Raw genomic sequence first — 23,421 nt, 5'->3', positions numbered from 1 at the left:
AACTGTTTAGCCTCCACTGCCGCACTGCCCGGAGCATTCGTGCAATGAGTTCTGCCTCCCTGACAAAGCCCCCCGCCGAGCGGGTACGGGTCAATCGCGTGGTGTTCTACACCTCGGCGCTGATGATCCTCGTTCTGACTGCCTTGCTGATCGCTGTACCCGAAGCCGCCGGCCAGGCGCTGGGCGTCGCCCAGAAATGGCTGACCCGCACCTTTGGCTGGTACTACATGCTGGTCATCTGCGGTTACCTGTTGTTCGTCGTCTACCTGGCCTTCTCCGACTTCGGCAAGCTCAAGCTGGGCGGCAAGGACGACACCCCCGACTTCAGCTACGGCGCCTGGGCCGGCATGCTGTTCTCCTCCGGTATCGGCATCTCGCTGCTGTACTTCGGCGCCTCCGAGCCGCTGGACCACTACTTCAACCCACCGGAAGGTACGCCTGCCAGCCTCGAGGCCGCGCGCCAGGGCCTGCAGCTAACCTTCCTGCACTGGGGCCTGCACGGCTGGGCGATCTACGCCCTGGTCGGCCTGGCAGTGGGCTACTTCGCCTACCGCCACAATCAGCCGCTGGCACTGCGCTCGGCGCTGTACCCGCTGGTCGGCGAGCGTTGGGTCAAGGGTGGCGCCGGTCATGCCGTGGACATCTTCGGCATGTTCGTCACCCTGCTGGGCCTGGTGACCAACCTGGGCATCGGCTCGATGCAGGTGGCCTCGGGCCTGGAATACCTGTTCGGCATGGACCACAGCAAGACCAACCTGCTGGTGGTGATCCTGGTCATGGCCGGCGTGGCCACCGTGGCCGCGGTGTCGGGCGTGGAGAACGGTATCCGCCGCCTGTCCAACCTGAACATCCTGCTGTTCAGCGGCCTGCTGATCTTCGTGCTGCTGGCCGGCAATACCCTGCACCTGCTCAACGGCTTCGTGCAGAACGTCGGTGACTACCTCAACGGTGTCGTACTGAAGACCTTCGACCTCTATGTCTATGAAGGCGACAACGACAAGTCCGAGCGCTGGCTGGGCCTGTGGACCGTGTTCTACTGGGCCTGGTGGATCTCCTGGGGCCCGTTCGTCGGCATGTTCATCGCCCGTATCTCCAAGGGCCGTACCGTGCGCCAGCTGGTCAGCGGCGTGCTGCTGATCCCGCTGGGCTTCACCCTGGCCTGGCTGTCGATCTTCGGCAACACCGCGCTGGACCTGGTGATCAACCAAGGCGCCGTGGAGCTGGGCAAGACGGCGCTCGAACAGCCGTCGATGTCGATCTACCAGCTGCTGGAATTCTTCCCGGCGGCCAAGATCGTCATCGGTGTGGCGGTGTTCGTCGGCTTCGTGCTGTTCCTGACCCCAGCCGACTCCGGCGCGGTGATGATGGCCAACCTGTCGTGCAAAGGCGGCAAGGTCGACGAGGATGCCCCGCACTGGATGGTGGTGTTCTGGTCGGTGGTCATCACCCTGGTCACCATCGGCCTGCTGTTCGCCGGTAACTTCGAAGCCATGCAGACCATGGTGGTACTGGCCGGCCTGCCGTTCTCGGTGGTCCTGGTACTGTTCATGTTCGGCCTGATGAAGGCCATGAAGCAGGACGTCGCGGTCGAGAGCGAACGCGCCGAACTGGCCGCCCGTGGCCGCCGCGGTTTCAGCGAGCGCCTCAGCCAGCTGGACCTGCAGCCGACCCAGGCCGTTGTCCAGCGGTTCATGGACAAACAGGTCAGCCCGGCGCTGAAAGAAGCCGCCGAGCAACTGCGTACCCTGGGCTTCGAGGTCGAGACCCGTGTTGGCCAGTCGCGCAACATGATGGGCTTGCGGGTGATGATGGAAGAGGGCAACCCCTTCGTCTACGAAGTCAGTCTGGACGGCTACATGGCCGCGCCGAGCGAGGCGCCGATCGAGGGTGAGCCGGAAGTGCGCCAGCGCTTCTACCGCGCCGAGGTATACCTGCACGACGGCAGCCAGGAATATGACCTGATGGGCTTCACCCGCGATCAGGTGGTGCGTGACGTGCTCGATCAGTTCGAGAGCCATCGCCAGTTGCTGGGGCGTGTATACAGCTGATTTCGCTCGGCTGGCAGCTAAAAAGGCTCTGTTCGCAGGAACAGGGCCTTTTTTGTGGCTGGCTGCTTTATGTAACGCTTCGCCAAGCCGTGTCTTGAGCACCCTCCGTCCTCATTTTCGATGATGAGGTAACGATCATGTCAGCTGTCTCCCCCCCCGCTGCGCTGACCCTGCGTCAGGCTGTGGCCCATGTTTTCAGGTCTCGCCCTACATTGCGTCAGGTCGTGGAGCTAGAGGCCTACAAAACGATCATTGCGCGAGTGCCTTCGCTGCTTGACCACCAGCCGACACTGCGCTGCGCCAAGGACATCTACGTGCAGTTTCCGATGGATGAGAAAGGCTGGATGGCCGTCCGGCCTCTGCTCGATGTGCTCATGGAGGCCATCCTGCGGGGAGGAACGCTGATCTTTACCGCGGAGCACGTGTTCAGAACCCAGGTAGATGGGACGCTTTTCTGTGATGTGCCTCGCGAGGACGGGACTTTCCTGAGGCAGGTGATCTTGAATCCCGCGGTACTGAATGCTCCCCTTGGCGCGTTGGTGAAGGACGCTGTCGAACGTTTTCGGCAAGCGCAGATCGCCTACTGGAACCAAGCCGTCGAGGGCTATGCGCAGCTCGGCGACGTCACCCGTCACCAGTGGTTGGGCCAAGTGTTGCGAACCCATCTTGCGCGAGCCGTGGATGGCGAAGCGTTGACCGTCGGCCAACGTGCCTGCCTGGTGGACCTGCTGCTTGGCAAGACCCAAGGCTTTGCCATCTTCGCGGTGCAGGCCTCGCTGCACAGGCGCGATGATGATCCGGTCGATGTGCTGCAGCCCGACTTGCTGATCCATGCCCAGGATGAAATACAGCAACAATGGCTCTGGTGCTCGCCTGCCGGGTTCGTCCGTGGCTTCGACGATGAAGACGCGTTCGCCCAGGCCTTCGAGCGAATGATGGGCCAGCGCTACACCTTCGAGACCTTTGGCTGGACGCGTTACCAGCTTGAAGGGGATGTCCTGATGCAGCAGTCCGGGCTGGTGCTGGAATACCTGCTCGACCAGGTCGGCAGTCTGCAGGTGCAGGTTTTCGACAGTGTACCGGCGCTGGAGAAGAACCTGCATGGGCTGACCGACCCCGCTGGGCTCATGCTGAATCTGGATCTCGATAGCGGAGCTGAGGTCATCCTGGAACTGCCCGAATGGATCGGACGGGCCGACAGCAAGGGGCATCTGAGGGCAGGGCGGATGCTGCTCGAATTGGGCGCGAACCAGGCAAGCTCGAACGGGCGTACTTCGCTCGAAGGCATCGAGGGTCCACGCACCTACACCCTACGGTGCCTGCGGGAACGGATGCAGGTATTGCACCCTGGCGTCACGCCCTACGACCCGGACGATTTGCTCATCGTGCTCGAGGGCGGCGCGGACCCCGAGGCGCGGAGCACTGTCACGCTGACTGAATGGGCTTTGTACAAACAGCAGGCGCTTGGTCGTAAGGAGCCGGTCACCGTGGAGCACCGGCTTGCCGCTACTCAATTGGCTGCATGGGTAGACGTATCGGGGCTGAGGCAGTTGATCGATGACGTGGACATCGGAGGGCGCTACCCCGGCTATGTATCGACGCAACTGGACGACCCCGCTCGATCTTCCCTGCGTATCCAACGCTTCGCCAGTGAGTGGCGCTTGCAGCTTTTGGCCGTGGGGCTCCAGGCATGGTCGAAGTGTCGCTTGAGCGAGTCGCGCTGGCAGGCTTTGGCTGAGTTCTGCCGCAGTGCCAGTGACTTCAAGGGCAATGTCGACCTCGCGCCATTGGCATTCGGCGTCAAGCATCTCAGGACTCGCGACGAAGCTACCTACATGTTCGTGATCCGCTTCCATGAGCCGGCGTTCGTCTTGCTCTACTGCCCCTACTATGAAAAAGACAGCCTGACCTGCGCGAACGACCTCGACAGCCTCATGGCCACCATCAGGCAATCTGCCACCTTGAGCTCGCGCATCCTGGACTGGGTTTCTCCCGCGGCCAAGGCCACCTACGACAACAATGGCTTTGTGCAACCTCATCTCACCCAGGGGCTGGGTACCCCGCTGGTCGAGCAGCCCATCGATGTTCCCGAGCCGGCAAAGATCGTCTTCACCCCTTGGCTGGCGGATGCCGACCTCAGGATGTACCAAGGCCTGCGCACGCTGCTCGTGCAATTGGCCGATCGCGCCACGGTGTCCAATAGCGAAGCGCGTTGGGCGAGTGTCGGTGAGTACATCCTCAACTTTTCCCGCCTGGTGAGTCTCGTGCCAGGTCCGATTGGCGAGGCGCTGAGCGCGATCTTTTCCCTGGAGCAGTTGCATACCGTGCTCGATGATTACCAGCACGGCAGTACAGTGTTGTTGCCGCATCGTCTGCTGGGGCTGTTCACCGATTTGGCGTGGGGGCTGCTGGTACGCAGAGCCGCGGCTTTCGCAGACACATTGGTATCAGAGTCCTTGGTCGATATCGACGGCGCTCCGGCGTCGCCTTCCGAGCGCTACAGAGCCGCGCTCACACCGGCCCGAGGCACGGTCCACGGCGTCGATACGCTGGAGTCGCGCGAGCAGCAGACGCTGTTGATCGCCTCGGGTTGGGGCGAGGGACCGAGCAGCAGGCGCAAGGCCTTGGCGGTCTATGCGGCGCCGGTGCGGCTTGGTCCCGCGACACTGGACCCAGCCAGCCAGCTGCATCGTGTCGATGGCCATGTCTACGCCGAGCTCGATGGCGTGGCGTACCAGGTGCGCCGCGATGCAGGGGAGTTGAGGGTCGTCGCGCAAGATGGACGCCTGGGGCCGGCGCTATGGCATGGCCATGGCTGGTTCATCAAGCGCGGCTTTTTCGGTGGCAGTGGCAGAGCGGGGCAGCCGTCACGGGCGCTGGAGCAGACGCGAACGGCCCTGCGGGCGAGGGTCGCCAGGCACCATACCGCCGCCGAGGAAGCCCAGAAGTCATTCCAGGGCCTGCTTGGACAGCTGATCGCCAAGGATGACGCGATCGACCGCGAGCACAAGCGGCAGGCACTGGTCAGGCAGAACCCGGGGGGCCGGCTGACAGAACAGGAGATCGCGACACGGGTGGAGGCGAGTGAGGCTTTGATCGTCGGCCTGCAGGCTGAAGAGCGTGCGCTGCGCCACGGCGCGGTGCAGGCGAAGGAAAAAGGCCTGGCAGAGGCGGGCAAGCAGGACGAGCTGTTGAGCCGGCTCGCCAGGCTCACACCCGAGGAAGCACGGTCGGCGGTGCAGGCCAGGCGCGACGAGTGGCGTTGCTTCAATTTGACTGACGCCTTGTATGTGCGCGATGAGCTGCATCGGCTCAGCGACCGGCAGGCCTTGTACGCCAAGGCCAACGCATTGAACGGAAAGCTGTTCAGTGAAATCGGCGAGCCGTTGGCCGCCTATCGCGCTGACCTGGCTGGTTGCGTGCCGTTGATGAAACGGATGCTGGTCGCCATGCAGCTCATTGATGAACTGGTGGTCGAAATGCCCGAAGCCGCCACTTTCTATCACGGTGACCAGGTCAAGACGGTTCGTACGTTCATCGACAATCATCATTTCAACATCATCGATATGCGCTTCGAACATCTGGCTGCGCTCGCCGAGCTTTCATTGCTGCCTTCACCCACGAGCAACCTGCTTCGCTGGCACAAGGTGGTGGATAGACTCTCGGGTAACCGATTGCGCGCCGCCGCCGCCAACCATGCGATGGTGCTGACCAGCAACCTGCCGCATGTCGATAGGCTCGAAGTGCTGCAGGAGGCTTGGTACCACTACTCGAAGGCTGCTCACGAGGCCCTGGTGCAGTTGAACATGGGCAGCCCAGCGATCGATGCCACGATGCTGGGGGAGTACCTGCAGCACATGGAACTGCTGAAGCAATCCGCCAACCATCTGCTGATCCAGGCGTCCCAGGAGTTCGCCGGCATGAATGTGCCGATGCGCGCCGCCTACGCGGTGAGCGAGGGTATGCACAGGGCAGTACGCACCACGACCGGTGAACTATTGATCGCCACGCAGCAGGCGACCGAGGACGGTGGCGAGCAGTTGGTGGTGAGCGACCCCGTGGGTGGCGATGTTCTGCATCGTTTCCATTGCCGGCAAGGTGTTTGGGTCGAAACGCTGCCTGAGCCGCAGGCGCAGGATCCTGCCTGGGTGCCGGCCAGCGAGGCCGCGGAGCACGCGCGCAACGTTCTCGAACAAGGCGGTGCGCTACAGGAACGGGTGCGCGACTATCTCGCCCGGGACCTGGACCACCGCGACCTGGAAACACTGGTGGACGGGCAGATCGAAGCGTTGCAGGCCGCACGTGACTCGGTTCGGGATGACGAGGCGCTTCATGGCCGCCTGGTCGAGGCTGTGGCGCAGTGGAAAGGCAACAAGGTCGCCTGGCTGACCCGATTGCACAGTCAGACGCGCAAGCCCGGCGCCGCCGCACTCGCATTCCTGCACGAGCGTAACTTGCTGAATGTCGCTTATGTCCGACGCGAAACCAGCGCCAATCACGTTGCCTTCGATGAGTATCGGATTCAGGTGCTGGTCCAGCCCGGTGGCAAGCAGGTCTCGGCCACCTGGGCCGGCCACTTCCACCTGGACAGCCAGGATGCCAGCGCGGCTGATTTCAGCGTTGGGCATCTGAAGAACTGGTCCGAGTGAAGATTCGGTCGGGATGACGAAGCCAGGTTGCGCGAGCAAGGGAAGATCCTGCATCGCGGTCGGCTGGACGCTTGGCAGGTCGCGGGTATCATTCCCTTCGATCGCTGATAGGGCCGTCCTTGGTGTCGGCCTGCCGATATCCGTTCGGCTGGCCACCAAGCTGCTCCGCTCCTGGCTGGAGCACTGTCCTACACAAGTAACACCGCTCGACATGGCGGGTGACCGAAGGTGGCTACCTCATTCATAGCGAGGTAGCCCGAGATGCCCCTTACGCTTTCATCCCCGACCACGCTCAAAGAGGCGGTAGCCCTGCAGTTCGTCGATCGCCCCACGCTGCGTCGAGTGCTCGGCGAACGCGTCTTCGACGTCGTGGTCAAGCATCACCCTAATTTTGCTGTCCTGCAGATCGATTACTCCGACGAAGAACCCTACACACTGATACGCCCCGATACGCAGGACTGTGCTCGGCCCGAAGGTTTTCTCTCGGTCCTGCTCGAGGCTTTCGTAGAGGGTTTCACCCTCGCATTCGGCGCCAAGGATCTGTTACGTATAAGGCCTTGCAGCGAAGTGGCGCGCGATGGTGCCTCGGGAGCGAAACCTGGGCCGGTGGTCGCCGATTCGGGGTTGCCGCTGGCGGCTATGAACGACGACTTGAACGCCATGCTCAGCGCGCTGATCCCGACGTTTCAGCGTGCTCAGCTGGCATTCTGGAACGCCGATGACACCTTTGCGCCAGTGCCTTCCGGCGTTGGCCGGCACGGTTGGATGCGCCAGGCATTGAGGCTGGCATTGACGAACTATGTGGCGAGGTCTGAGCTGGCGGCTGAAGAGCGGACGTGCGTTTATGAGGTGCTGCTTGGAAGTGCCGGTGCTCCGTCGGTATACGCCATCGAACTCACCTACAGTGATGGCGACCAGACGTTTACCGCACTGATGCCGGACTTACTGATCGAGGCCGAACGGGAGGAGCGCCGGCTACTGGTGCGATGTCCACCGTCCGGCCATCTCCAGGCATTCGATTCACCGCAGGCGCTCGGCGAGCACCTGCGTGGCGAGCAGGCTACGCGCCTGCGTTTCGATCGGCTGTCCTGGCGGCGGCGCGCCTTGGAAGGCGATGCATTCCTGCAACAGTCCGGCCTGCTGTTGGAAAACCTGCTCGACGATCTCGAGCGACTGCGACTGTCTGCGCTGGCCAGTAGCGAGGCGCTCGAAACGGCGATGGCGGCGCTGAGCGATCCTTCGCGGTACTTTTTCAACGACGACCTGTTCAGGGTGGACACGCCCAGGCCTCAGCCGCCTCGCTGGCTGATCGATGCGTCGAGCACCGATCGTTTCGAACATCAGGTGGCAACGCTCGACCTGGCCCTGGCCCAGGTCCTGGCGGATGGCCGCTCATCCCTCGATGGCGTGGAAGACCTGCATACCTACGCGGCACGGCGGCTACGTGAGCAACTGCTCGAGGATTATCCGGTGGAGGCCAATTACTTTCCCGATGACCTGTTGCTCGATGTAGCGGTTCCCGACCCTGCTACCGACCCGCAACTGCCCGTGCGGCTCAAGCCTGTCGGTAGCGTGACCTTGACCCAGTTCGCCATCGATCGCCTGGATGGCCTGGAAAATGCGGTGGTGACGGCCATCACCCATCGTAACGAGCAGTTGATCACGCCATGGATGACGCCTCGCTACGCCACTGGGCTGGTCGAGGCCGTCGATATCGGGGGGCGCTACCCTGGCTATGTCGCGGCCTTGCTCGATGAGCCGAACCAGCGTCCACTGCGCATCCAACGCTTTGCCCGCGAGTGGCGCTGCGCTTTGTTGTTCGATGTCTTGCGCGCCAAGGTCGATGGGGTGATCGATAGTCCGTGTTGGCAGGCCGTGGCGGAGTTCTGCCGCAGTGGGCTTGATTTGAAGAGCAATGTCGATATCGCCCCTTTGGGCTTTCGCGCGCAGGAAGGTCGCCAGCAACGCGACGAAGTGACCTGCATGTATGTGGTGACGCTGCATCAACCTCAAGCGGTGCTGCTGTACCGGCCGCTCTACGGCCGCCAGCGGCTTTTGCACTTTGCCGATCAGGCCGGCTTGATGGCCGCCGTGTCCCAGCCGGGCGAGTTGCAGGACAGTGTGCTGGACTGGCTGCCGCGATCGGTGTTCGACATCTATGCCCGTGGTGGTTTCCTCGAGCCGCACCTGCGCAGGGTGATCTTCGATACCTCGATCTGGCCTACGCCGGTCAAGCCGGTGAAGCTTGCGCTCAAGCCCTTCCTGGCGGATATCGACAACCGGATGTATCAAGACAAGCGCGAGGCATTGATGGCCCTGGCGGACCGCGAGTCCGTCAGTAATGCCGAGCATCGCTGGAGTATGGCCAAGCGCTTCGGCTGGCTGCTGTTCGACCTGCTGGCGCCGGTATTACCTGGCCCGCTGGGCAAGGTTGCGTGGGTCGTCGGGTTGCTGGCGCCTTTGCTGAAGGAGCAGGGCGGCGAGCCGGTGGCAGGGGCAGACACGACACTGGCCGTCGATCTGGCCGTCAATCTGGCGATGGCCCTGTTGCATGCCAGGTTGCCACATATTCAGGGGCCGACCACGCCCGCGGATGCCTGCCGGCCTGCCCTGTCGGACCCGGTTGCCCGTGAGCCGTGGCAGCCACCGCCGGCGCCGGTGAGCATTCTTCACGACCCAGGCATCGCTTCGTTACGTGCCTATGAAGGGATCGCGGCGCTGGGCCACGGTTGGGGCTCGGGCCCCGTCGCCCAACGCAAGTCATTGTCGCCTTATCGTGCACAGGTGGACTTGACTGGCGTGCCGCGTGGCAACGGCCTTTACCATCTTGGCGAACGCTTCTACGTCATCCTGCATGGCGAAAACTACGAAGTGGGGCATGACGATGCCGGCCGCCGCATACTCGGACCCGATGGCAAGTGGGGCCCGTGGTTGTTCGACGATGGCGAACGCATGCGTATTCGCGATGACGGATTCGCCCTGGGCGGCATGCACAGCCTCAGGCGGCAGACCAGCATGGCCCGGGACCAGGCCAGGTTCGATGCGTTGTCGGGGCGGGTCGTCGAGCTGCTGGCTAACGTCGAACGGCATCGCCCAACGATCGAATCGCTGGCCTTGGCTGAAACGAATGCTTACAGCCAATACATGGACCTGCTGGACCTAAAGACCCGCGCACAGCAAAACGAGGCAAGTCTGAGCGACGAGCAAGTGGCGAGACTGGTTGCGCTCTATGAGCAGAAGATGGAGCTGAAACTGGTCGACTACAAGCAGGCGCGCCAACTGTACATGGATGGTCTGGAACAGGATCTTGGCTGGAGTGAAGCCGTCGTCGAGACGATCGACCAACAGCTCGACCTGCAGCGGCGGCGCAACATCGTCACCGCCGAAAGCGTGAACTCGCACCTGGACGCACGGCTGGATGCCAGCGTCGCCATCGTTCGGCTCTCCTGGGCGCAATACTTCCGGTTGCTGGACATGGTCGACTATCCCAGGATCACCCGCCTCGAGCAGGTTCCAGGGGTCGCCGGGCGCCTCGCTTTGAAGACAGCGATAACTGAAACGTTGCCGATGCAGGCCAAGCTTGTGCGGCTCAGCTTGCTGTTGGACAAATACATTCCTTTAATCCCCGAAGATGCTTGCGTCACTTTCATAAGCAATACGCCAGTGACGATCGCGATGAAGAAAGGCGATCGGCATTGGACCAGCGTGAATCTACTGTTGGTCCAGGCGCAGTTTTACCGTGACCAGGCCTTGAAGTACGAGCTGGGCGTTTCGTGGCGTATCCTCAATGGCTTTCGCAAGGCGCTGCTGAGTCCATACCTCATGGGCAGCGCCCTGGCTCATGCCGAAGTGCAAAAGGGCAATCTAGCCGGTACCAACCGCACCGAAGTGCTGCAAAGCGCTTGGGACGAGTACAGTGCGGCGCTGATCAACAGTATCGATATCAAGCGCGACGGTGGAGAATTGGTCGATCGACCCTCGCTGGAACGTTACGAGCAGGTCTTGCAACAGCTCAAGGACGATGCGGGGGCGCGCCTGGCCGAAACGGCCGATGGCGACAGTGGCGCCTCCGACCCTGGCGTTGGCGCCTACCAGCGCAATGCCACGCCGCGTGAGGTGGCCTACCTGAAAAACGGGCAGATCGTCGTGGGCGACAAGGCGATGGTCGATGGCAAGGAAGTACTCGAAGTACGTGACTTGCTCACGGGCAGGTACTTCACGCGTCTTCAACGGGTCGGCGATACTTGGGGCCGGCCTGTGAGCCAGGATCAAGGCGAACCGCAGCCAGATCCAGCAGCCAATGAGGGCACGTCGAGGCCGCCTGCCGAGGAAAGAAAGCGACAGCTCGACAAGGCATTGCAGCTCCTGGCCGATGAAGCCTCGATGCAGAGGAAAGCCGACGAGTATGTCGTCGGCGCGGTCAACCACCGCTTGCTGGAAAGGCTGATCGACGAGCATGTCGACAGGCTCAAGTCTTACACGGACGAGCTGGGTGATGACCCTGACCTTTCCACCCAGCTGATCAGGCAGAAACTCGCCGCCTGGCCGGAACGGCGCCGAGCGCTGTTGATCAGGCTCTACTCGCAGACACCTTTCCCGGATGCCGAGGCGCTGCGCTATCTGCATGAGCAGCGGCTTTTGAAGATCGACTACGTGGGGCCACGCAAGGTCTTGGCACACGATAGCCTGGATGAATACGAGATCCGTCTGCTCAAGTCGCCAACTGCGAGTAAAGGCAAGCTCATCTGGGTCGCGCACTTCCACTACGCCAACCAGGGCGATCCGGCCACCGATTTCGTCGAGGGCCATCTCAAGACCGAGGCCCAGCGCCGCTTTGGCAAGTCGGAAGCGGCGGAGCTCGCCAGCCAGGGACAGCGAATCCATCGCGGCCGGCTGACCCTCGTCCAGGCGATGGGCATCATCCCGTTCAATTGAGCGTGGGCGCCGGACGGCCTGTGCCGTCCGGCGTCCCTTCAATGGCGCCTTGGCGTCCAAGGATGGGTGCCAGCAATACCTTTCTACCACCGGGTATCGGCCTGCATGCGGCACCTTGGGTGTCCACTCTCCAAGAGCAAGCAGCATGCCTATCCTTCCCGCGCATCTTGATTTCAAAACGGCGGTCGCCCGGCAGTTCGCCAGCAGGCCCACTCTGCGCCAGGTCATTGGCGAGCGGCTCAGGGTGCTGTTGTTCGAGCACCACCCGGTCTTGGCTCGGGTACAGCCACCACTGATCGATGGTGATGCCTTGTTGCTGGTCAGTCCCCATCCCGGCGAGCCGCACTGGGTGTCGCAATCTTTCGTGGATGTGCTGTTGCAGGCCTTGTTGACGGGCCGGTCGGTGCAGCTTGCCGAGGTCAATGGTCGTCGTCCCCACCTGGCACTGCGTGCGCCTTACCGTTATGCCGAGCAGCAGGACAACTTCGGGGCACTGCAACTGGGCGACCTAAGCAGCGCCCTGGATGAACTGATCGAGCTGGCGATCGAGTATTTCCGCCAGTCTCAGGTCGATTATTGGAACGCTCAAGGCTCAGCCGGCGTGAGCCGCGACGAATGGTTGCAATTGGTGATGAAGACGGCTCTTTTGCGCAATCTTCCTTTGCAGTCACTGAATGCTCGGCAACAGGCCTGTATCTATGGGTTGCTCAAAGGGGGCACCCACCTGCCGATCGTGGCTGTGGTGGAGGCACGATTGAGCCTGGCCGGGCAGCTGACGAGCGTCAGGCCTTGCAACCTGCTGGTGAGCGGCGAATGGGACGAGCAGCAGGTGCTGCTCTGGTGCTCGCCCTCGAGCGTGATCCGCGCATTCGATTGTCTGGATCAGTTCACCGTGGCGCTGCGCGACGAACTCGCCGAGAACCATGTCTTCGATACGATGACCTGGGATCGCCAGGTGCTGGATGGCAATGTGTTCGCTCAGCAGACGACTCTGATGCTCCAGCAAATGCTCGAAGCCTTCGATCGCGTGCGCTATCCGATGCTGGCCGATGTGGCGGAGTTGGAGCGACTGTTCGAACACCTCAGCGACCCGGGAAACGGGTTCATCGCGGGATACCACCTGGAGGCGTTGGCCGAGATACAGACGCCGCCGGGGATGCTCGGTGCAACGACAAGCGACAGGTTTGCCTTCCAGGCCGCGGTGTTCGAGCTGGCGCTGAACCAGAGCGAGTCCGAGGGTATCGCCGCCTTGGACGGAGTGCTTGACCTGGCAACCTATACCCGGCAGCAGCTTGAGGCGCAGATTCGGCTGGATCATCCCGTGCATGCCACGATTCCCACGGACGAGTTGATCGTGGAACTCGCCGTGGCGCGGGGCATGCCGGGCGGCGCGGGTGTTGGCGCCGCCGGCGGCGAATCGCTGGAGGTGCTGCCGAGCAAGACCTTGACGGAGTTCGCCATCGGCAATCTGGTGGGCCTTCAGGGCGCTTTCATCAAGCGCCTGTCGCGCCGCGATCAGCAGGCGTTGCCTGCCTGGATGAGTATCGACTATGCCAAGACCTTGGTGAGCAAGGTCGATGTAGGTTGTCGCTACCCTGACTATGTGGCGAAGACCCTGGACGAGCCTCAGGCACGCCCGCATCGGGTTAGCCGTTTTGCTCGTGAGTGGCGTATCAGCCTGTTGTTCAGCGCGTTGGCCGCGAAGCTCGGTGGCAAGATCAGCGAAGCGGGTTTGCAGTGCGTGACCGATCTGTGCCGGGGTATGTTCGATGAGGAAGCGGCAGACATCGGTCTGATGCCTTTGCTGCTCAAGCGTCAACCGCAGTCGACGCGACGGGACCTTGTTCAGGGCATGTACGTGATTTTCCTGGCGAGGCCGTCGCTCGTATTGCTGTATCGCCCGCTCTTTCCCAAAGACCCACTCCTGGAATTCTCCAGTGCCGCCGCGATGATGGCGGGCATCGTCGGGTCGTTGGAGCTGCAGGACAGCCTGCTGACCTGGATGTCGCCCCAGGTAAGGCCTATTTATGCGGCGGGTGGATTCGCCGAGCCCCATGTCACCAGCATCGGTATCGACCCGTTCAATCTGCCGGCCACACCTGAGCCCGCCAGCCTCGCGTCCCAGGTCTGGCTGACCGATATGGATGAAAAGCTCTACCAGGCCAATCGCGATCTGTTGGTCGACCTGGCGGACCGGCAGACCGTCTCCAACGCCGAAAGCCGTTGGCGAACGCTCGCTCAGGGGGCATGGCTGCTGTTCGACACAGTCACCTTGTCGTTGCGGGGGCCAGTAGCGACCGTCACCTGGCTGGTTCAAGCCGTTGCCGGCCTGGAGCACCAGGTGCAGGCCCTCAGCCAGGGTTCCGCCTTCGAGCGCTCGTCGGTGGTGGTCGATGTGCTGCTCAATCTCAGCATGGCAATGTTGCATGCCCGCTTGCCGTCGGCACGACCTGAGCACGAACGGCCGCTGCGAGTGGCGTTCACCGATCCGTTGGCGGCCACCTTCAGGGTGGGGCGCATGGGCCCCCAGGTGGCGATGGAAGGCCGGGTTGGCTTGATGGGCACACGTTTCGCGTCACAGCAGGACCATTCCTATCGGGCAAACCAGGGGTTCAACTGGATGCCCAGGGAGGCAAAGCAGAGATTGCGTGCGCTGGCGTCCACCGTGGTGCTCGAGGGGCGGCAACCTCTGGCCAGCGGGGCGGGCAAGGGGCTGTATGAAGTCGAAGGGAAGCGTTACCTCTGGATGGCGGGTTGCGCTTATCGCGTCGAGCCCGTCGAACACGGCCTACGGATCCTCGGTGAGCAAGGTGAGCCAGGTCCCTGGCTGCGGTTCAGATCCGGAGCCTGGCGTATCGACACTGACCTGCGGCTGGCGGGGCAGGGCCCGAAGACGCGGTTGGAGATGCGCAAGAAAGAAAATGAGCAGAAGTACAAGCAGCTCATGGATCAGGAGAGCACCTTGATGCAGAGCCTCATCGCCAAAGAGCGCGAGTTGCACAAGCAGCGCGAACAGCAGGCGAAAGTGGCCGAGGACATCGCTACCCTCGAAGGTGCCAAAGGCGAGCGTGATGAAGAGCAGTTGAAACTGCTGCGCAACTTGCATACGCGCGTCAGGTTGAGGGTCTTGCAATATGTGGAGGATTACATCGCTACGAGCTTCGAGCATGACGATGTGGTCTCGCAGCTGGCACCGATGAAGCAGGCCGACCCCAAAATGAGCGAGGCTATACGTTTGCAGCGCAACGATACGCGCAGGGACCTGATAGAAGACTGCAACCTCTACTACAACCAGTTGGCCACGTTGATCAATGATTCCAACCTGAACGAACTAGTCGAATCAGTCTCGGTGGTTGCTGAAACGCCGGTGGAAGTAGCCATCTACCAACGCTTCTATGCAGGGTTGCGGCAAGTGGTTGAGTGGCAGGAAAAACTGGTAGGCATATGCAAACGCTTCGATGGATTGCTAGAGGAGACCTTGCGCGATACCAGCGTCACCTTTACCAACAAGGACGGGAGCCGGCGCAACAAAGTCGCCTGGCTTGGCGAGATCATCGAGCAGCGGCGCATGACCGGTATCGACCTGGAGTTCCAGGCATTGATGGACCTGGCCGAGTTCAGCCTGAACCGTCAGGTTGATATCGACGAGAAGACGATGTTGGCTTACTCGGATTATCTGTACGGCGAAGAGTTGAAGAGTGCCGGTGCCGCGCATGGCGAGCTCGCCGGTGGCGGCTTTACTCCACAGCAACAGATCGATGTGCTCAAGGGCGCGATCGAGGCCTACGAACAGGCCGATGTGATGAGCAAGTACCTGTTGGGCTTTGGTGGTGAGGCCGTGCGCGGTGACGTGCTGGTTAAGTACCGCATGGTGTTGGAGAGCGTGCATGAGGCTGCGAAGGATGAATTGACCAGTCTGCTGCGGGAGCAGGATTTGGCCGAGCCCAGGCCCCAGCGCCAGGCGGTATACGCCATGCGCGGCGGCAAGCGTCGGGTGGTCCGCACGCAGCGAGGCCGCAGTGTGGTCGGTGAAGAGCGCATGGTCGAGGGGGAGCAGGTCGTACAGCAACTCGACCCGCAAAACGCCTCGGTGCTCAAGACGTTCAAACAGCAGGGCGGCGAGTGGGTCGAGCAGGTCCAGGACGCTGCGCCGCCGTCGGTGCCGCCATCGCCAACGATCGAGCCGCAAGTATGGAGCAGGCGAGCTCGAGGGTTGCTGTCGGAGGTCGATAAGGTCGTGCGCCTTGCGCGAAGCTACGTTGAAGCGGATGAACCGAAAGGGTTGATCACAGTGGTGGAACAACATGTCGAAAAGCTGAAGCGGGCGATGAACAGGTTGTCATGGAGCAGCCAGGCGTTGCGCGAAGAATTGCAGGACAGTGTCGAGCGCCTGGAGTCTCTACGAAGGGACCTGTTGACGGCCATCTATCTTTCCACCAGCCATCCCACGGCAGAAAGCCTGCGGTTTCTGCTGGAGAACGGGCAGGTGAGCATAACGCGTACGGTCGACCGCCAGACTTTGCTCGAGCATGATTACCTGGACACCTACGAGATTCGGCGACGTCCCTTGGCCGGCCATACCCAGGGTATCGGGTTGTGGGAGGCGCACTTTCATTACCCCGACAGCGACACGCCGCGCCGTGCATTCGTGAAGGGCCACCTGAAGCTGTGGTCGCAGCGCCGGCTCGGTCACGAAGCGCAGCTGCGTGCCGCAAAGGTGCGCGGAGAGTTCTTGAAGATCTATCGAGGAGACTTGCGCCTCAAGGATGTGGAGGGCTTGATTCCGTTCGACTGACCATTCGCCGCAAGCGTTATTTAAAGCCTTTGTCGGCCAGGCTCGACTTACCGTACTGGCTCCTGTTCGTGGAGCTCATGTCATGTCTTGTCAACCTGCCGCCAGCCTGGACATCCAGGCTGGCGTCGCTGCCCGCTTCGCCGCCCGTCCCACGCTGCGCGCAGTGGCCAACCGAGAACTGAGCCGGCTGCTCGCCGAGCCTGTCCACGTATCCGACGTGCGACACAAGCCTGTGCCATGCCTATGGCTGACCACGCCAGGTCAGCCCGCTCGTGAGGAGCCACTGGCCGATCATCTGCTGCGCGCCATGCTGTCCGGCATGCCGCCTCATTTCGATACAGCCCCGTATACCGATTGCCGCTTCGGCTTTGTCGGGCAACCTTTCGCGTCCGCCCAGAGCGCCAACCCTAAGTTGCTGGCAGCGCTTGGCGCGTTTCCTGAGCGCATACGCCGGGCTTTCCTGGAGGCCCAGGTCGATTTCTGGCGCGCGGACGACGCCGCCGACAGTCCAGCCCTCTGGCTGGGTGAAGCCTTGCGGCTGCTGCTGTTGCGCAATCTTCCTTTGCAGCAGCTGGACAGCCAGCAGCAGGATGCACTGTTGGGGCTGCTGCGCGGTGGAGCCCAGAGCCCGCCAGTCGGGTGGGTGGAAGTCGTGCTCGAGCAGGCCGGGCAAAGCGATGGTCTGTGGCTGCCAGGTCTGTTGGTGAGCGCGGAGTGGGATGAACGTAAGGTGCTGCTGTGGTGCGAACCTTCCGGTGTGGTAACCGCCTATGATTCGTCGGCGTCTTTCGCTGCCGGGCTGCAGATCCAGTTGGCCGAGCGCTACCGCTTCGAGCGCATGCAGTGGTTTGTGCATGATGTTTCGGGAGACGCCATCGCCCGGCAGGTGGGCCTGTTGCTCAATGCCAGCCTGGACGAAATTCGCCGGCTACGCTGGCGCACGCTGGCCGATCTCGACAATCTGGAGCGTGTCTTGGGCGCATTGAGCGATCCGTCGCGATGGTTGATCCCAGGGTATACGGCCGATACTCCCGTCCCCGGGTTGACGTTGCCGGCGTGGCTTGGCTCGGCATCGCCTACCGACTCCCTGGCCTACCTGGAGGGCGTGCGGCGCTTGGCGCAGGACCAGGTGGAGTCGAACGCTGGCTCCTCCCTGGGCGACGTCGATGCGTTGATGGTCTACGCCGCCGAGCAGTTGCGCCAGCGCATGCTGAGCGACCATCCGGTGGACGGCGACTATTGTGCGGACGACCTGATCCTTGACGTGACTGTCGCGCGGGGCATGCCGGGTGGCGCGGGCGTGGGGCCAGGAGGCGGTTTGGTGGAGCATTCCGGCCTGACCTTGACCTCGCTGGCGGTGGGCAATCTCGCCGCGCTGGGTGGTGGCAACATCACCGCTATCCGCCATGCACGGGGTGCGCCCATTGCCGCCTGGCTGACGCCGGACTACGTAGCTGGTCTTATCCAGCGTGCCGACATAGGCGCTCGCTACCCCACCTATGTGGCGCAAAAGCTCGATGACATTGCCACACAGGCCACGCGTATCCGCAGGTTCGCCAGAGAATGGCGGGCTCAGTTACGGTTCGATGCCCTGGAGACCAAAGTGGCCGGCCAACTGGACGAGCCCGCCTGGCAGACCATCGCGGACCTGACGCAGGAGGACGCCGCCCCGGCATTTGCCACGCTCATGCCGCTGGCGTTCCGGCGGGAGCCCGATAGCTCGGCCAGCGACGTGGCCACCTGCATGTTCGTGATCGGCACGACCCGGCAAGAGCAGCTGCTGCTGTATCGCCCATTGCAACGCGAACGGCGGCTGCTGGTCTTCGCCAATGCCCAGGTCTTGATGGCAACGCTGCGCAAGGACCAGGCGTTGCGCGACAGCATCCTGCCCTGGTTGTCGGACGAGGCCCGCAAGGTCTATGCCTACGGAGGGTTCAGCGAACCCCACATCGGCGGCATCCTCGACACGTCGCTCTGGCCCGCGCCGGTGAAGCCCGCGACGTTGGCACTGGACCCTTGGGACGACGAGGTAGACCGGCGGATGTTCATGGCCCGACGCCAGGTGATGCTGGAGCTGGCTGGGCGCCAGAGCGTCTCGAACGCCGAGCAGCGCTGGCAAACCTTGCTCGAGGGCGCCTGGCTGATCTTCAACCTGTTCCTGCCGCTGCTGCCAGCGCCGGTGGCCCTGCTCGGCTGGATCAGCCAGGGCGTGCATAGCCTGCGCCAGGATTTCACCATGCTCGATGAAGGCAGCCCCGCGCAGCAGCGTCAGGCGCTGGCCGACTTGCTGCTCAATGTCGGGCTGGCATTGTTGCATTTGCACCTGCCTTCCTCGCGGGGCCCCGGCCCGGTTGCGGTAAGCCCGGCGCTGGAGGGGCCTGCATCGCGTGACGGTGCGACACAGCCCAGGCAGAGCGCGCCGGTGCCGCTGAATCAAGCGATGCCGACTGTGCGTGATGCGCAGCCGGTGGATTTTTCCTTTGCGCCCGCCAGGGGGCTGGAGGGGTTGTCCAGCGTACAGAAGGCCACATTGAGGCAGCTGCGCGTCAAGGTGGCGTTGACGGGGGCGCGCCTTGAAACCAAGGGGCCGTTGCAGGGCCTGCGTAGCTTGGCTGGGCGCTACTATGTGCTGCTGATGGGAGAGCACTTCGAGGTGTTGTCCGAAGATACCGATGTGTGGATTGTCGGCCCTGGCGATGAGCCCGGTCCTTACCTGCTGCGCCGTCAGGGCAATTGGGACATCGACACCGGGCTGCGGCTGCGTGGCGGCCAGCCGGACGCTCGAGGGCGGGTGCGGGAACGCCTGTTGGCCCAGTTCGCCGAGCTGCACCAGCAGATGCGGCAACGGGTAGAGCAGATGCGGCCGTTGGTCCTACGGCAGAATCCCTTGATCGAACAGGTCAAGGCGACTGTGCGCAAATTCGATACCGCGAAACTGCACCACGCCAGGTTGACGCAGGCTTTGCGCGACGGCACCGCCGCCCCGGGCAGCGAGGCGTTGCTGGCTGGATTCGGCCAGCGTATCGAGGTGGTCGGCGCCGAGTTGAACCGGTACTGGTCGACACTCGTGCCGACCATGGAGCAGTTGGTGGCGCTGGGCGAGCAGCAGGAAGCGACGCTCAAGGCGATGAGCCAGGGCAAGTACGACCGCCCGGATGTGGCCATGCGCGCTGATGCTGTGACGGTATTGCGCGGGAACCTGCGCAAGCAGATGATCAGCTGGCTCGACGGCCTGCTCGATGGGCTCTGGGCGTTGGCCGATTATCCCGGTATGGACCGCATGGCGGCGGAGCTGGAGGGCCAGGAGGTCAGCACCGAGCTGAAGCAGCGATACCAGGTGTTCCGCGACAAACTGCAAGGTCTTGTCGCGGTGCAGGTGCGTTTGCGCAAGGTCAATCAGATGCTGGATGACTTGCTGCCGGAAACACTCAATGATCCGGGCTTCGTGATCGCCGACAAGCAAGAGCGGGTACGCGAGTACATCGAGCGACGGACCTACACCACCGTGAACCTCGACCTGCACCAGGCCATGTGCCTGGCGGAGCTTGCGCTCGATCGCGGCGCTGACCTGGAAAGCAACGCCAGCATCAGCCTCAAGCAGACCTTCGACAGCGACAGCTTGCTCAGTGCTGGCAGCGCCCACGCCGAGCTCGCCAAGGCGGACGTCACCCTGGAAGAGCGTATTGCCGTGCTGGAGTCGTCGGAGCGAACGTACCTGGCTACGCTGGCCTCGGCCGAGCGCCTGGAGGTGACGTTCGGCGAGCAACTCGACCTGGCCATGCTCGAGCGTTTCAAGGCGCAGATCGAGCTGTTGCGTGGCTCGGCCCGTCTGGCACTGAACGATGCCATCCATGAGAAGCTCACCACCGGGCATCCCGCCCAGCGTGCCCGAGCCTATGCCGTATCCCCTCTGCGCCGTCGGGTGGTGCGTACCCGACGCGGGCGGGTAATCATTGGCGAAGAAACCGAAACCAGCGGTGTGCGGCGGATTCAGCAGCGTGACCCAATCAACGACACCGTGATTGCGACGTACCGTGAACAGGCGGGCGACTGGGTCCGTGACGATGAGGCGCCGGAGCCGGCGGCGACTGTGGATGCCGCGCAATTGCCGCGCGCGAGACGGCTCGCTCGGCAGTTGCTCGGGGAGATGGGCGCGGTCATCCGCTTGGCCGGTCTTTATGTACGCAGCCTGGAGCCCATCGGCTTGTCATCGGTTATCGATGGGCATGTCGAGCGTATGTCAGAGACTCAGACCATCCTCGAGCGCGTCGGGGCAGAGGAAGAGGCTCATGCCCTCGGCGAGGGTATCCGGACCTTGCGAGCCCAGGAGCAGGCACTGCTTGTGCGCCTCTATCTGCGCACGCCCCATCCGTCGGCGGCTGGCCTGCGCTACCTGCACGGCCAGGGGCTGGTAGCGATACGTGCCGGTGCGCGGCGGGTGGCGCTGGCTGCGGGTGATTTCGTAGACAAATACCAGGTGATCTGGAACGAGCGCCCGCAAGAAGCCACCGGCAACGGCTTGTGGGAGGCGCACCTGCATTACGCCCGGCATGATGATCCTCCACACGAATTCACCAAGGCCCACCTCAAGACCTGGGCTCAGCGAGCTGTTCGCTTCGAGCAGGCGCTGATGGCCGCTACCCCGGGCCGGTTGTCGAGCGTCTATCGTGGCAATCTGCTGAGGGAGGACCTGAACGGTATCATTGACCTGGAGCAAGCATGACCAAGGCGGCCCCTGGCCTCTGTGCATGCATCTGCAGGTGCTCTGGGGGCAGGTCTTGGAAAAAGCTGTTCACTTTTGCCGGCATTGCGCTTGAGTTCGCGCTAGATCGCTGCCTTGCCGGCTACGGGTTTGCGAGCTGCCTGGCATGGGTGTAGCGGCCTTTATGGCCGTGGCCTGGCATGGCCTGGTTACCGCGTTCGGCGATCATCTGGCGCAGGCTGACCAGCTCGATTCCCTGCGCCCTGAGCCGGGGAATCTCCCGCGCCAGCACGTCCAGTGTCTGCGGGTAAGGGTGGCCGATCAGCACCGCCGAGCCTTGTTTGCGCGCCTGTTCGACCCCCAAGCGTAACTGGCCAGCAATCGCCTCGGGAGTACGTACATCGTCGAGGAACACGTCTCGTGAAACGTGCGCCAGCCCAACGGCCTGGGCTTCGGCCGCGGCCACGGTGGCCGCACTGGTGCGGCTGTCGACGAAGAACAGGTGGCGTCGTTGCAGCTCACCCATCAGCCAGGCCATGGGCTCGCGTTGCGCGGTCATGCGGCTGCCCATGTGGTTGTTGAGGCCGGCAGCGTACGGCACCTTGGCCAGGGCGGCATCCAGCCGTCGGGCCAACTCCTCGATGGCGATGTCTGGGTGCCAGGCATAGGGGCCGGTGGCTGGGTCCATGGGCATGTGCAGAATCACCGTGCGCCCGGCCTTGTGGGCCTGACGGGCGAAGTCGGTGGCATGCGGGGTGTCGGGCATGATAGCCATCGTGACCGGCCCGGGGAGGGCGAGGGTGCGGCTGTCACGCTCGCTGCTTTGGCCGAGGTCGTCGATGATGATGCTCATGTAGGCCTTGCCGACCGGTGCCGCGTGCGCGACACCAGCCAGCAGGCAGAACAGCAGGGACAGCAGATAACGCATGGGAGGCTTCAGTCACCCTTGGTGATGTTCAGGCCCTTGAGCAGGCTGAGCGCCTGGCTGAGCTGGAAGTCGTTGTCCTGCGGACGGTCCTTGCGCTTGGCGCCGCCGCTCGGGCGGTCGGCGCCACCGTTGCCGTTGCCCAGGTGGCCTTGCAGGTCGGCTTCCTTGAAGTTGTCGTTGTCCGCTTCGGCAGTGAGCTTGGCCGGGCGCACTTCGATGTCCGGAACGATGCCTTGGGCCTGGATCGAACGGCCATTGGGGGTGAAGTACAGCGCGGTGGTGAGCTTCAGCGCGCGGTCGTTGGCCAGTGGCAGGACGGTCTGCACCGAACCTTTACCGAAGCTGTCGGTGCCCATCAGCACGGCGCGCTTCTGGTCCTGCAGGGCGCCGGCGACGATTTCCGAAGCCGAGGCGCTGCCGCCGTTGATCAGCACCACCAATGGCACGCCTTCGCTGGCATCGGCTGGGTCGGCGGAGTAGCGCAGCTCGGAGTTGGCGATGCGGCCCTTGGTGTAGACGATAAGACCTTTGGTGAGGAAGTGGTCGGCCACTTCCACCGCCGACTGCAGCACACCGCCTGGGTTGTTGCGCAGGTCGAGGATCACGCCGCGCAGCTTCTTGCCGTTGTCCTTGCGCAGCTTGGCCAGGGCCTTGCCCACTTCGTCACCGGTCTTGACCTGGAACTGGGTGATGCGGATGTAGCCGTAGTCGTTCTCCAGCAGCTGGCTCTTGACGCTCTTGACCTGGATAACCGCACGGGCCAGCGTCACGTCGAATGGCGTACCGCCGTCGCGCACCAGGGTCAGGGTGATCTTCTCGCCGATCTTGCCGCGCATCTTGTCCACGGCTTCGGTCATGCTCTGGCCGCGGGTCGGCGCACCGTTGATCTTGACGATCAGGTCACCGGCCTCGATGCCGGCGCGGGAGGCCGGGGTGTCGTCGATGGGCGAGACCACCTTGACGAAGCCGTCCTCCATGCCGACCTCTATCCCCAGGCCGCCGAACTCGCCGCTGGTGCTCTCCTGCAGCTCCTGGAAGTCTTCGGGGCCGAGGTAGGCCGAGTGCGGGTCGAGGTTGCTGAGCATGCCCTTGATGGCGTTCTCCAGCAGGGTCTTGTCGTCGACAGGTTCCACATAGGCCGCCTTGATGCGGTCCATGACCTCGGCGAAGGTGCGCAGCTCCTCCAGCGGCAGGGGCGCCTTGGCGGTCACCTCGGTGGCCGGCACCGCGGCCTGCTTGGCCGCTGGCTTGGCCGGTTCGGCGGCAATGGCCAAGGGCGCGCCGATGACCAGGGCGATGGTCAGGGCCAGCTGGGTGAGGCGAGGCGAGTGCAGCATGTCGAACGAACTCCTGATCCTGTTGGT

7 protein-coding genes are annotated in these 23,421 nt (G+C 63.1%); 5 read left to right on the top strand and 2 right to left on the bottom strand.

Annotation, left to right across the window (positions count from 1 at the left end; all coding sequences use genetic code 11):
* Positions 1 to 44 precede the first annotated feature (44 nt).
* The 5 genes from KSS90_RS23690 to KSS90_RS23670 all read left to right on the top strand — a co-directional run bounded on the left by KSS90_RS23690 (position 45) and on the right by KSS90_RS23670 (position 21,150).
* Positions 45 to 2,048 carry a BCCT family transporter gene (locus KSS90_RS23690; protein WP_217867495.1) on the top strand — a complete coding sequence of 668 codons (2,004 nt, stop codon included), beginning with the start codon at positions 45 to 47 and terminating at the stop codon, positions 2,046 to 2,048.
* 137 nt (positions 2,049 to 2,185) lie between these two features.
* Positions 2,186 to 6,697 (top strand): DUF6543 domain-containing protein, encoded by a 4,512-nt coding sequence (locus tag KSS90_RS23685; protein WP_217867494.1) that lies wholly within the window; start codon positions 2,186 to 2,188, stop codon positions 6,695 to 6,697.
* A gap of 261 nt (positions 6,698 to 6,958) precedes the next feature.
* Positions 6,959 to 11,632: a hypothetical protein gene (locus KSS90_RS23680; protein ID WP_217867493.1), complete on the top strand. Its 4,674-nt coding sequence runs from the start codon at positions 6,959 to 6,961 to the stop codon at positions 11,630 to 11,632.
* 145 nt (positions 11,633 to 11,777) lie between these two features.
* Positions 11,778 to 16,427, top strand: coding sequence for a dermonecrotic toxin domain-containing protein (locus KSS90_RS23675; RefSeq protein WP_217867492.1), 4,650 nt, complete (start codon positions 11,778 to 11,780; stop codon positions 16,425 to 16,427).
* Between the two features lie 82 nt (positions 16,428 to 16,509).
* The gene (locus KSS90_RS23670) at positions 16,510 to 21,150 is read left to right on the top strand and encodes a dermonecrotic toxin domain-containing protein (protein WP_217867491.1); all 4,641 of its coding nucleotides are present in this window, start codon (positions 16,510 to 16,512) and stop codon (positions 21,148 to 21,150) included.
* A gap of 121 nt (positions 21,151 to 21,271) precedes the next feature.
* Here KSS90_RS23670 and KSS90_RS23665 read toward each other — a convergent pair whose 3' ends face one another.
* Positions 21,272 to 22,057 carry a divergent polysaccharide deacetylase family protein gene (locus KSS90_RS23665; RefSeq protein ID WP_217867490.1) on the bottom strand — a complete coding sequence of 262 codons (786 nt, stop codon included), beginning with the start codon at positions 22,055 to 22,057 and terminating at the stop codon, positions 21,272 to 21,274.
* Between the two features lie 8 nt (positions 22,058 to 22,065).
* Positions 22,066 to 23,394 (bottom strand): S41 family peptidase, encoded by a 1,329-nt coding sequence (locus KSS90_RS23660; RefSeq protein ID WP_217867489.1) that lies wholly within the window; start codon positions 23,392 to 23,394, stop codon positions 22,066 to 22,068.
* Positions 23,395 to 23,421 lie beyond the last annotated feature (27 nt).

Source organism: Pseudomonas maumuensis (genome assembly GCF_019139675.1).
GTDB lineage: Bacteria > Pseudomonadota > Gammaproteobacteria > Pseudomonadales > Pseudomonadaceae > Aquipseudomonas > Aquipseudomonas maumuensis.
Note: the sequence above shows the minus strand (reverse complement) of the source record. Positions and strands in the feature narration are given on the sequence as shown.

Bases quoted from the DNA above. Each gene is read 5' to 3' on its own strand.
- KSS90_RS23675 (WP_217867492.1), top strand. From the start codon at position 11,778: ATGCCTATCCTTCCCGCGCATCTTGATTTCAAAACGGCGGTCGCCCGG.
- KSS90_RS23660 (WP_217867489.1), bottom strand. From the start codon at position 23,394: ATGCTGCACTCGCCTCGCCTCACCCAGCTGGCCCTGACCATCGCCCTG.
- KSS90_RS23680 (WP_217867493.1), top strand. From the start codon at position 6,959: ATGCCCCTTACGCTTTCATCCCCGACCACGCTCAAAGAGGCGGTAGCC.
- KSS90_RS23685 (WP_217867494.1), top strand. From the start codon at position 2,186: ATGTCAGCTGTCTCCCCCCCCGCTGCGCTGACCCTGCGTCAGGCTGTG.
- KSS90_RS23690 (WP_217867495.1), top strand. From the start codon at position 45: ATGAGTTCTGCCTCCCTGACAAAGCCCCCCGCCGAGCGGGTACGGGTC.
- KSS90_RS23665 (WP_217867490.1), bottom strand. From the start codon at position 22,057: ATGCGTTATCTGCTGTCCCTGCTGTTCTGCCTGCTGGCTGGTGTCGCG.
- KSS90_RS23670 (WP_217867491.1), top strand. From the start codon at position 16,510: ATGTCTTGTCAACCTGCCGCCAGCCTGGACATCCAGGCTGGCGTCGCT.